The organism is Filifactor sp., assembly GCF_057248345.1.
Genome location: NZ_DBHIIC010000001.1, coordinates 93,797 through 106,407, shown reverse-complemented (window position 1 = coordinate 106,407; position 12,611 = coordinate 93,797). Strand labels below are relative to the sequence as shown.

The 12,611-nt window shown below is 32.8% G+C and carries 10 protein-coding genes; 7 read left to right on the top strand and 3 right to left on the bottom strand.

Annotation, left to right across the window (positions count from 1 at the left end; all coding sequences use genetic code 11):
• From ACO5GE_RS00485 to holA, 4 genes are all read left to right on the top strand, one after another.
• A partial coding sequence (locus ACO5GE_RS00485; RefSeq protein ID WP_484828954.1) for a DUF2156 domain-containing protein occupies positions 1-783 on the top strand: 783 nt, incomplete at its 5' end.
• Between the two features lie 140 nt (positions 784-923).
• Positions 924-2,102 carry a GNAT family N-acetyltransferase gene (locus ACO5GE_RS00480; protein WP_484828953.1) on the top strand — a complete coding sequence of 393 codons (1,179 nt, stop codon included), beginning with the start codon at positions 924-926 and terminating at the stop codon, positions 2,100-2,102.
• A gap of 28 nt (positions 2,103-2,130) precedes the next feature.
• The gene (locus tag ACO5GE_RS00475; protein WP_484828952.1) at positions 2,131-3,444 is read left to right on the top strand and encodes a ComEC/Rec2 family competence protein; all 1,314 of its coding nucleotides are present in this window, start codon (positions 2,131-2,133) and stop codon (positions 3,442-3,444) included.
• Positions 3,401-4,444: a DNA polymerase III subunit delta gene (holA, locus tag ACO5GE_RS00470; protein ID WP_484828951.1), complete on the top strand. Its 1,044-nt coding sequence runs from the start codon at positions 3,401-3,403 to the stop codon at positions 4,442-4,444. Before ACO5GE_RS00475 ends, holA begins: the two co-directional genes overlap by 44 nt.
• A gap of 156 nt (positions 4,445-4,600) precedes the next feature.
• Here holA and rpsT read toward each other — a convergent pair whose 3' ends face one another.
• Positions 4,601-4,864, bottom strand: coding sequence for a 30S ribosomal protein S20 (gene rpsT, locus ACO5GE_RS00465; RefSeq protein ID WP_041250773.1), 264 nt, complete (start codon positions 4,862-4,864; stop codon positions 4,601-4,603).
• 553 nt (positions 4,865-5,417) lie between these two features.
• Here rpsT and lepA point away from each other — a divergent pair.
• The gene (gene lepA / locus ACO5GE_RS00460; RefSeq protein ID WP_484828950.1) at positions 5,418-7,220 is read left to right on the top strand and encodes a translation elongation factor 4; all 1,803 of its coding nucleotides are present in this window, start codon (positions 5,418-5,420) and stop codon (positions 7,218-7,220) included.
• 163 nt (positions 7,221-7,383) lie between these two features.
• Here lepA and ACO5GE_RS00455 read toward each other — a convergent pair whose 3' ends face one another.
• Positions 7,384-7,695 (bottom strand): hypothetical protein, encoded by a 312-nt coding sequence (locus ACO5GE_RS00455; protein ID WP_484828949.1) that lies wholly within the window; start codon positions 7,693-7,695, stop codon positions 7,384-7,386.
• Positions 7,667-8,380 carry a copper amine oxidase N-terminal domain-containing protein gene (locus ACO5GE_RS00450; protein ID WP_484828948.1) on the bottom strand — a complete coding sequence of 238 codons (714 nt, stop codon included), beginning with the start codon at positions 8,378-8,380 and terminating at the stop codon, positions 7,667-7,669. Before ACO5GE_RS00450 ends, ACO5GE_RS00455 begins: the two co-directional genes overlap by 29 nt.
• Positions 8,381-9,269: 889 nt before the next feature.
• Here ACO5GE_RS00450 and ACO5GE_RS00445 point away from each other — a divergent pair.
• Positions 9,270-9,815 carry a GNAT family N-acetyltransferase gene (locus ACO5GE_RS00445; protein WP_484828959.1) on the top strand — a complete coding sequence of 182 codons (546 nt, stop codon included), beginning with the start codon at positions 9,270-9,272 and terminating at the stop codon, positions 9,813-9,815.
• Positions 9,816-9,945: 130 nt separating this feature from the next.
• Entirely contained in the window at positions 9,946-12,591 is a 2,646-nt protein-coding gene (locus ACO5GE_RS00440) for a valine--tRNA ligase (RefSeq protein ID WP_484828947.1), read from the top strand.
• Positions 12,592-12,611 lie beyond the last annotated feature (20 nt).

The window sequence follows — 12,611 nt, the reverse complement described above, 5'->3', positions numbered from 1 at the left end:
CGGTATTATAAGACCGACAAATTCTTACTTATTTTTGGGGAGTATGAGGGTGAAGTTTTTGTAATCAATCCTTTATGTGAAAATCAGTATTTAGATGAAGCATTTGATGAAATAGAGCATATCTTCCGGGAGTTACAAAAACCTTTGGAATTTCGTGCAATTACAGAGGAAATAAAAACATATATTGAGAAACGATATGGTAATCGCTTTTATTATTATAATATTCGTGATAATTGGGATTATGTCTATGAAGGAGATAAAATGAGAGATCTTTCGGGACGAAAGCTTCACTCAAAAAAGAATCATTTTAATTCCTTTTTGAAAGAATATGACGGAAGATATGAATACCGTTTGCTGACAAAGGATGAATTTGAAAAATGTATTGAATTGGAAGAAAAATGGGCAAGAACAAAAGAAAATGATCAAAATTTGATTAGTGAAAGATTGGCGATTTCTAAAATATTTTCAAATATCAGATTTCTTTCTGATATAAGAGTTGGGGGAATATACGTTGATGGGAAGTTAGAAGCATTTTCAATTGGAGATTTGATTCTACCAAATATGGCGTTAATTCATGTAGAAAAAGCGAATCCTGATATTCGTGGATTGTATGTTGCAATGAGTGTGTTCTTTTTGCGAAATGAATTTGAGAACGCTGAGTTAATCAATCGTGAAGATGATTTGGGAATGGAAGGACTAAGACAGGCAAAATTGTCTTATAAACCATATAAGATGGTTGAAAAATACTGGATAACAACAGTAGAACAGAAAGATCTTACGTAGGTTTTGAAAGGAATAAAATAATATTGTTATCTCTAAGGTTGTGTAAGTAGTGGATTATATTTGTTTAGAATCTATCAATCTTATTTGAAACATCTAAATTATGAAACATATTAGAAATCATACAATTTGGGAGAAAGTATATGAAGATTCGATTTGCAAGAGAAGAAGATAAAAAAATAGTGAAACAGTTGTGGAGTTATTCTTTTCAAGATTCACAGTCTTATGTAGATTATTATTTCTCAGACCGATATAAAGCATCAAACAATATTGTTTTGGAAGATAATCAAACCATTGTAGCATCGTTATTGATTAATCCGTATACATTGGTCTTAGATGGTGAAGAAAAGAAGTTGAGTTATATTGTAGGAGTAAGTGTTTTTCCTGAGCATCGTGGAAAAGGTTATTCTTCTTTTTTGATGAAACAAACACTCTCTTTATTACAAGAAAGAAAAGATGAAATGGTACTTCTTATGCCGATTGATACATCCATTTACAGACGGTATGGTTTTATCAACACTTTTTTTGATCATTCCTTCAAAATAGAAGTCGGAAAAGTATTTCCAAACAAAACAAATATTTGTTTTGAAAAAGTAGAGAAAAACAACACAAAGCATATCGACCTTTTGTTGAAATTATATCAGCAAGAAATGGAGAAAAAAATTGCTTATATCAAGAGAACAAAAGAAGATTTCATCATTAGAATTTCAGAATGGGAATTAGAGGGTGGAGATATGTATCTGATGTATCAGGAGAACAATTCCATAGGGTATTTTATGATGCATCCTCGTTATGAAAAGGATACTGCCATGGTACAAGAACTGATTGTTACAAATCATAACGCAATATCTTCTGTGATAAATTTTTTAAATCACCATCAAACACAATGTAAAAGTGCTATCGTTCATCCGGTAAATAAAAATTTGTTTGATTTATCTATAGGCTATAATAACCAAATTTTGCGAAAATCACATCCTTTTATGATGAGCAGGGTACTGAATGCAAAAGAAGTTTTACAGGGAAAATATACAGAATTTTTTTTGGAATTAGAAGGGAAAAAAGTATTCATAGAGGATTTTGTTTTGAGTGAAAATCATGGAGTTTTTCAGTTTTTGAATGGAGATGTTGTTAAAGTAGAATCGTCAGAGTGGGATATGAAACTGAGTATAGATGCACTGACACTCTTAACGATGAGACAGATAGATATGGAAACATTGTTGCAGACAGATATGATTGAAGTAACGGAAGATATAAGAATATCTTTGAAAAAATATGCTCAAAATATTCGATTAGGAGAATCATATAGCAATGACTATGTATAAATTTATTCTATACAGGAGACCATTAGTTTTGATTGCAGTAATAGCAATTCTCTACTCATTTTTCATGACATCTTTCTATCGACCTGTTGAATTCAAACAAGAGTTGCGTGTGGAAGATACTGTTACAAAAGTGGATAGAAACCATGGTAAATTACGTGTATGGACAAGAAATGTTTGTGCAACCAATGTATCCAATCTAAAAAGTATAGGAGTAGGAGATATTATTTTGTTAGAAGGAAATTTTGAAGATGTTCTATGTCTCAAAAATCCTTCTTACGGAAAATATCTTAAATCACAACATATTACATATATTATTGATAAGCCGACAGTTAATACTACTGGAAAAAGAAATTTATGGTGCTATTTACGTGGAAAAAGTTTAGAACATCTAAATAGCAGAATTGATATAAAATTCAGGAATAGAGGTTTTTTGTGGAAGGCACTGCTGTATGGAGATAAATCTGAACTTCCTGATGAAGTGACAGATCATTTTTCAAAACTTGGAATTTCACATCTGTTAGCAATCTCCGGATTTCATGTTGGAATTATAGCATTATTTTTTCATCTCATATTATATAAAATGTCAATGAAGAAGAGAAATCTGCTGGTTTGTATATTTTTAATCACATATGCCTATATGACAGGAGCAAGAGCATCTATCATTCGTGCAGTAGGTTTCTATTTACTGTATTATCTATCGTTTCATATCAAACGAAAATATGATTTGTTCAGTACGGTTTCTTTTTTGATTACGATATTATTGATTCACAATCCATGGAAAATTTGGGATATCGGATTTCAACTTTCCTTTGCAAGTGTGATATCGATTGGTATTTTTTATCCAAGACTCCATCGTACAGTAGGAGGATTTCTTAGTTGGAATCCAATGAATATGGTATTGGATAATGTAAAGGTTGTCATAGATTATGTGATTTCCTTGATAGAAGTGACAATCTCTGCACAAGTACTGACATTACCATTGTGCATCTACTATTTTCATCAAATTCCAATCTATAGTATTGTTGCTAATTTAATTTCAATTCCAATGATTACAATTGGTATGATACTATTTCTGATTTCTTTTTTTCTTCCGAATGGATTTTTTATAGAGCATTATGTGATAGAATTATGTAACAAAGGAATGGATAGTTTGTTACATTGGACTGATTTATTGAATGCATTGCCGTTTTCAGATTTAAAACCATCTGAATTTTCACCATATTGGTTAATGGTAATCTATATTCCTTTTGTTATTTGGTATTTATATGAAGAAGAAAACACAGTAAGGAAGAATTTCTATGACATACAAAGAACAAAGAAAGAAGGTAACTACTCCGGATAAATACATTCTATATGGAGAGGAAGAGTTTTTGATAGAGGATTTTGTTGATTTTATACGTAAGAAATTAAATCCTAATTTTTCAGAATTTAATTTTATTACAATATCACAGCAAACAACAGATTATTTGGATGCAATCTCAAAAATGGAATCAGTTCCAATGATGGATGTTCAAAAAGTCATCTATTTTCCGGAATTTATGACAAGAAATACTGCTAAGAATCAGTGGTCCAAAAAAGAGATGGAACAATTTGTGCAACGAGTTGAAAACTTGTCAAAAGATACTTGGCTTATTATGAAGGTTGCAACGGAAGATAGAAAAAATACAATTTACAAATCTTTAGAAACACATTGTAAATGCCTTAATTTGAAAAAATTAACTGATCGAGAGCTATATTCTTATATTCAATATCAGTTGAATCAAAAAAAAGTAACATTATCGGATCAAGTGATAAAACAATTTATTGATCGAAGCGGATATTTGGATAAGTTATCAAACAAGACCTTGTATGATATTAACTCGGATTTAAATAAAATAATTTCATTATTGTTGCAAGAAAAAGTAGTAGATGAAAATATGTTAGATCAGCTAATGTCACCCAAAAATAGCAAAACTATTTTTGACTTGGAAAATTATATTTTTACAGGAAACGTAAAAGAGTCATTTAAGCTTTATGATATTTTGGAATTGCATAACAAGAGTCCTGAGTTTCAACTTTCTTTATTGAGTATTTTGTTTAAAAAATTGGCTATTTATATGAAAGCCGATTATTTATTGAATCAAGGATACTCACAGGGTAAAATTGCGAAAGAGTTAAATGTAAATACTTTTTATCTCACAAAAGCATTATCTTTAAAACAACGATATTCTTATCAAGAATGCCTTGTTATATTAAATGAACTCAATGACATTGATTACCGATACAAAATTGGAAAAATATCAATTTACAGACTTGTGGAACTGACAATTTTGACCGTATCAAAAGCAAATCAGAAGCATTAAATTAAAATAGAACATCATTGCAATCAATTAGTGCAGTGATGTTCTATTTATTACGTTTAAAAGCAAAAAACCATAGGGAATCCTATGGTCCTAATATCATATCAAGTCTATATAAAAATAAGTATACTTGTACAAACTTGTTACTGTAAAAATAGGTTATTTTGCAGCATTCAGTCTTTTTGCAAGTTTAGAAACCTTTCTATCTGCGGCTTTCTTATGGATTGTTCCTTTGGCAGCAATTTGATAGATTTTCTTTTGAGCATAACGAAAAGTTTCATTTGCTTTTTCTAAATCTCCAGCAAGAATTGCTTCATCAAATCTACGAATTGCAGTCTTTACTTGAGATTTTCTCATTTTATTAACAGCAGTTTTTTTTGCAGTTACAGAAATTCTTTTTTGAGCGGATTTTATATTAGCCAACGATTTCACCTCCTAGTATTCTGATATTCTCTTCAAATGTCAACAGATAGTATTGTATCAAAAATATGAAAACTTGTAAATGAAAAGAGAAAGAAAAAGTAAAAAATATTTTTTCTCTTATCTACTATCTAACTGAACTCAAAAGATTGTATTTACATTATTTTTTATTATATAATAGGATTTCCTATAATGCAATTGTAAAAACAAATATTTATCAAATATTTGCAGTTTTACAATCTTTAAAGAGAAAGAAATCCAGTTTGTTTTCAAAAAGATGAAAAGATGATACAATAAGAAAGTCATGAAATAGGATGAAATCACTATTATGCGAAAGTATTATGCTATAAAATATCTAATGAAAAGCACATTATCTGAAAAGTATGGACACAGTGTAGCCATGAAAAAGGAAATAAACGATAGTAGCATAAAAGAGAAGATGTTTCTTATAAGTTTATTAGAGATTAGTAAAATGACAAATATATTGTTATTTATACCGACATTATATTATAATAGGACATTATACGATGAAATTCTTTTTTAAGGAGGAGAATGTTTGAATAGAAAGGAAAGAACAAGAAATTTTAGTATTATTGCACATATTGACCATGGAAAGTCAACACTGGCAGATCGCTTGATCGAAAAAACAGGGTTAGTAGAACATAGAGATATGAAAAATCAACTTCTTGACAATATGGATTTGGAAAGAGAAAGAGGAATCACAATCAAGTTACAGACCATTAAGCTGGTATATCGTGCAAATGACGGAGAAGAATATTACCTGAATTTAATTGATACGCCGGGCCATGTCGATTTTAACTATGAAGTATCAAGAAGTTTAGCTGCTTGTGAGGGTGCTATTTTGGTTGTAGATGCAGCACAGGGAGTAGAGGCACAAACATTGGCAAATGTGTATCTTGCATTGGATCAGAATTTAGAAATTCTACCTGTGATTAACAAGATCGATCTTCCTAGTGCGAGACCTGATGAAATAAAAACCGAGATTGAAGATATTATCGGTTTAGATGCGTCAGATGCTCCGATGATTTCAGCAAAAGATGGTTTGAATATCGAAGATGTATTGGAAGCGGTTGTAAAACATATTCCGGCACCGCAAGGTGATGAGAATGAGCCTTTGAAAGCATTGATTTTTGATTCATACTACGACAGTTACAAGGGAGTAATTGCATATATCAGAGTGTTTGACGGAACTGTGAAAAAAGGCGATGAAATCCTAATGATGAATACGAACAAGAAGTTTGAGGTTGTGGAAACAGGAATTATTTCTCCAAATCATATGCCTGTAGATCAACTTTCCGCAGGAGATGTAGGCTATATTGCAGCATCCATCAAAGATATCAGAAGCTGTCGCGTGGGAGATACCATTACATCAGCAGATCGTCCGACAGCAGAACATTTGCCGGGATACAAAAAAGCAACACCGATGGTGTATTGTGGAATTTATCCTGCTGAAGGGGAAAAATATGAGAATGTAAGAGATGCTTTGGAAAAACTCCAAGTGAATGATGCTGCCTTGGAATTTGAGGCAGAAACCTCCGTTGCATTGGGATTTGGATTCCGTTGCGGATTTCTTGGATTGTTGCATATGGAAATTATGCAAGAGCGTTTGGAAAGAGAGTTTAATCTGGATATTGTTACAACGGCGCCGTCTGTTGTATATCGTGTGACAAAGGTGACAGGGGAAGTTGAGATGATTCAAAATCCTACCAACCTTCCACCGGTAACAGAGATAAAAATGATTGAAGAGCCGATTGTAAAAGCAGATATCATCGTTCCTAAAGAATTTGTCGGTTCTGTGATGGAACTTGCACAGGAAAGAAGAGGGATTATGATTCATATGGAATATCTGGATGAAAAAAGAGTCATGATTCACTATGAACTACCTTTGAACGAAGTAATTTATGACTTCTTCGACTCCTTGAAATCCAGAACAAAAGGATATGGAAGTCTGGATTATGAATTCAAAGAATACAGAGAATCCAACTTGGTAAAATTAGATATTTTGATTAACAAAGAACAAGTAGATGCTTTGTCGTTCATTGTTCACGAGACAACAGCTTACAATCGCGGTAGAGGAATGTGTGAAAAATTGAAAGAAGAAATTCCGAGACATCAATTCCCCGTACCGATTCAAGCCGCAGTAGGTCAAAAAGTCATTGCAAGAGAAACAGTAAGCGCATACCGAAAAGATGTTCTAGCAAAATGTTACGGAGGAGATATTTCTCGTAAGAAAAAATTGCTTGAAAAGCAAAAAGAAGGAAAGAAGAGAATGCGACAAATCGGAAGTGTAGAAGTTCCACAAAAAGCATTTATGGCAGTGTTGAAACTGGATGATTAGGGGTTAAGAATGACACTGAATATAGATATGCTTCATCTCTTCATAAAAATACAGAAAAAAGACATAGTTCAAATAATGGACTATGTCTTTTTTTCTATATAGAGTTCATAAGATTTATTGAAAGCCATACTTCATACTAAGATTAGACTTGATGTTGGAACAATTATTTTGTTATATAGGTAGGAACTTCTACCAATTTTCCGTTTTGTAGGACATATTCTGAAAATAATCCTTGAGAACCGATTGGAGTGATAATATGACCGTTTTTCTTCACGATGATATCTCTTTGGAAATATTCTGTACCCAAAACTTTGTTATATAGAGCATCGACAACGACTCCGTCACCTACATTAAGAGAATTAAACGGTTGTAATACTGAAAAAACACCATCAATAACTCCGTCGTGTATAGCGACAATAATTTCATCTTTTCCGTCTTTATCCAAATCAACCGTTGCAGCCTGTAAGGTTGGCATTTGGTGATAGAACTCCATTTTGATAGAAATCAACATAATCAAAGCCTAACTCTAAGTTTGTATTTATGGAGTACCAATAAAGAGCTATATCAACAGAATCCATTACTTTGGCAACTTCCAAGGTGGCTTTTCCGTGTTTATGGAACAAATCTACTTCAACATCACTGGATTGAGTATTTTGTTGTGGATACATGATTACTTTACTGCTAAGAATTCCTTTAATTCGTTCTTCAGAAATTTCTGTTGTGTCATTGGAAGAAGTATTTTTTTGTCCTATTGTTACAATTTGATTTTTGCCATCCCAATTTACCGGAATATGAAACAAGTCAGCAATAAATGCAACCGGAACATAAGTTTTTCCTTGAATGATTTGAGTAGGAACCGATAAGATTTTTGTTTTTGTTCCAATATAAGCTATATTTTTACCAATGAACAGTGAGATTGGTTTATCACCTTGAATGGTTATTTTTTTCTCTTTTTGATTCCAGTTGACTTGTAGATTAAGTTTTTGGGCAATAAATGCCAAAGGAACCAATGTACTTCCATTTTTGATGACAGGTCGATATTCGTCATAAAACACTCCGTTTACATTTAAGCGAATAGGATTTTGTGCATAGGTGGGAACAGTAAAAATCATGCTGAATAAAAGAACCAAAGTTATAAAAATTGTATTGATTTTTTTCATAATGAAATCACAGCTTTCGAATATTATAAATAGTGGCAGTACGAAATGTTAAGTTTCTGCATGGTTCTATGTACTGGATTTTGATATTCTAACATCATTTCCTTTTTATGATTTTGTACTCTCTATATGATAATCATAACATAGGAACAAAAGCTTGTCACAGTCTGTTTTTTCAAAATGAAAGAAAAATGTTTGAAATAGCGATTTTCATACAATTTGATAAGAGGTCAAATGAATATTAAGTTGCGAAATTGATTGATACAACAATATTATGAGTTTAGGATAAAAACAGAGTAAGAAGTTGTAAAGAGAAGTTGTACTAAGTTGGTAAGGTTTGAAAATGAAATGGTATACAGAAAATAGATATCACATAAAGTATTTTCAAAAAATCTTTGACTTTAGTAAGTATATTGAATATAATAGGAGATTATAAGGGAAAATTTATCATTTATTGCATAGAAGAAGAGGCTTTTGCAGGGAAGTGATAGGGAGCAGTATTCATAGACTGGAAGATACTGTGATGAAAGTGCAAAATGTGTAGCTTTGGAGCAAACTATCCGAGTTTAGTAAGATAGTCGTAGTTCTGCGTTAAAGAAATTGAGTGCATCATAGTATTATGATGAATTAAGGTGGTACCGCGATTTGACCTTCGTCCTTTTTTAAGAGAACGAAGGTTTTTTATTTTGAAAGATGCAAGAGTATCAAATCGAATGATAGTGGATTCTTTTTATCACAATTAGCAGTTGAATAAGATTGTAATAAATGAGGTAGAATGACATGCTCAGACAGGAATGATAGGAAGAATGATTTACTCCTAAGATATCTTATTTTGATTATGAAAGATGAGGATAATAACAGTATTTATTTAGGGAGGAAATAAATAGTGGAAATGAAAAAAGAATACCTATCCTTAAAAAATGGGAAAGAATTATTGATTCGTACTCCTATTGAAGATGATGCAGAGAGTATGCTTGAGTATTTATGTGATGTATCGGAGGAGACTCATTTTCTGATTCGATATGTGGAAGAAATTTCATGTGATGTGGAAGAAGAAAAGAATTTTATCAAAAATGTGGTGCAAGATAAAAACTCAGTTATGATAGTAGCCTGTGATGGTAGAAGAATAGTAGGGAGTATCAGCATTTTCGCAATCGGAAAATTTGATAAGGTAAGACATAGAGGTAACCTTAGTATTGCAATTCGAAAAGAGTATTGCTCGCTTGGTCTTGGACGAATACTGATGAATATTGCATTAGTTTTGGCAAAAGAAAAGGGATATGAACAAATTGAATTGGGAGTACTTTCAGATAATACTCATGCAATAGCTCTCTATAAATCTATGGGTTTTGTAGAATGTGGAAGAATACCACATGCTTTTCGCTTGAAGAATGGAGCTTGTATAGATGAAAAATTGATGGCGCTGTTTTTCAGTTAAAAAAATATATGGTTAACATGAAAGTGAGGGTTATTATATATAGGAAATAATATTATTGTTGAAAAAGCAGTTGTTTTTTATTATGAAATAAAAGCGGTGTATTTATTATAAGGAAAACAAGGGGGATTTTATGGCAAATTTATCAAAAACATATCAACCGAAAGAGTTTGAAAAAAAGATTTATGAAATGTGGGAAGAAGGAGAATACTTCAAACCACAGAGAGGAAAAAAAGGAGAAGCTTTCAGCATCGTTCTTCCTCCACCTAATATTACAGGGCAGTTGCACATGGGTCATGCGCTCGATCACACGCTACAGGATATTCTAATCCGATACAAGAGAATGCAAGGATATGATACATTGTGGCAACCCGGAACGGACCATGCTTCCATCGCAACGGAAGTGAAGGTGGTTGAAAGAATTCGCCAAACATTGGGAAAATCGAAGGAAGAAATTGGCAGAGAGGAATTTTTGAAGCATGCTTGGGCATGGAAGGAAGAGTTCGGTAATCGTATCGTAGAACAAATGAAAAAGCTCGGTGATTCTTGTGACTGGAGCAGAGAGCGTTTCACAATGGATGAAGGATGTAATGAGGCTGTATTAGAGTTTTTTGTGAAGTTATATGAAGAAGGGTATATTTATCGTGGAAATCGTATCATTAACTGGTGTGTGGATTGCAAGACTTCTCTTTCTGATGCAGAGGTAGATCACGAAGACAACAACGGACATTTTTGGCATTTCAAATATATGTTTAAGGATTCGGATGAATTCTTGGAAGTTGCGACAACAAGACCTGAAACAATTGTTGGAGATACGGCTGTAGCAGTTCATCCGGAAGATGAGAGATACCGTCATTTGATAGGTAAAATGTTGGTAGTACCGTTTATTGGAAGAGAAATTCCGTTGATTGCAGATGAATATGTAGATCCTGAATTTGGAACCGGAGTGGTAAAAATTACTCCGGCACATGATCCTAACGATTTTGAAGTAGGTCTACGTCATAATTTAGAGCAAATTATTGTGATGAATGAAGACGGAACGATGAATGAAAAATCTGGAAAATATGATGGAATGAGTCGTTATGAATGTCGAAAAGAGATTGTAAAGGATTTGGAAGAAGCAGGTCTGTTGGTTTCTGTCAAAGACCATGCACATGCAGTAGGACATTGTTATCGTTGTCATAATGTAGTAGAACCTATGGTATCAAAACAATGGTTTGTGAAGATGAAAGATTTGGCGCAACCAGCTTTAGAGGCATTGGTAACAAAGGAATTGAATCTTGTACCGGACAGATTTGACAAAATTTATAATATGTGGTTAGAAAATATTCGGGATTGGTGTATTTCCAGACAATTGTGGTGGGGACATAGAATTCCTGCATATTACTGTGAAGATTGTGGAGAAATGATTGTTGCAAAACAAAAACCGGAGCATTGTTATAAATGTCATTCAACTAATTTGAAACAAGATGAAGATGTGTTGGATACATGGTTTTCTTCTGCACTTTGGCCAATGAGCACATTGGGATGGCCGGAAGAAACATCCGAGATGTTCCGTTTCTTCCCGACAAGTACGCTTGTAACGGGATATGATATTATTTTCTTTTGGGTAATTAGAATGGTATTTTCGTCTCTTTATTTGAAGAAAGAAGTACCTTTCAAAGATGTGTTTATTCATGGTCTTGTTCGTGATGACCAAGGGCGTAAAATGAGTAAATCGTTAGGAAATGGAATTGATCCTCTAGAAATCATTGACCAATATGGAGCAGATGCTCTAAGATTTATGTTGGCAAGCTCCAATACACCGGGAAATGATATGCGTTTCTATATGGAACGAGTAGAGGCCGCAAGAAATTTTGCAAATAAGCTATGGAATGCGTCAAGATTTATTCTGATGAACTTAGAGGAATATCAACCTGTTTTAACAACTCGTGAAGAAGTGGAACCTTATTTGGAATTGAGTGATAAATGGATAATTTCCTTGTCAAATAAGGTGTCAAAAGAGGTATCTGATAACTTAGATAAGTATGAGTTGTCTTTGGCAGCTGATAAGATTTATGATTTCACTTGGTCAAATTTCTGCGACTGGTACATTGAAATGGTAAAACCTCGTCTATATGGAGAAGTGGGAGCTGAAAAAGATACGGCACTTTATACATTACAATATGTATTGAAGAAGATATTGAAATTATTGCATCCGTTTATGCCGTTTATTACAGAAGAAATCTATTCTTATGTGGAAACGGAACATAAATTGATTGTGGCAGAATGGCCTGTATTTGAAGATAAGGACAGTTATGAAGTAGAAGAGAATGAAATAGAAATTGTAATGTCTGCGATTAGGGCAATTCGAAATACAAGAAGTGAAATGAATGTACCTCCTTCTAAAAAAGCGAGACTATTGGTAGTAACAGAAGGAGCTACAGAAATAATTTTTGTGAAATCGGAAGAATATTTCAAGACATTGAGTTCAGTTTCAGGATTAGAGTTTGTTCAGGAATCTGATGTTCCGTCAGATGCTGTTTCTATTGTCATTGATAAGGCAAAACTATATTTACCTTTGGAAGAATTGGTTGATTTTGAAAAAGAATTGGAACGATTGAACAAAGAAAAAGAAAAATTACAAAATGAAATTAAGCGAGCGGAAGGCAAATTAAACAATAAAGGATTTACAGATAAAGCGCCTGACTCATTAGTACAAGCTGAGCGTGATAAAAAGGTAAAATTCGAAGAAATGCTTGCAAATGTTTTGGACAGTATTGCTAAAATTCAAAAATAATCTTTAGAATACAAACAAGA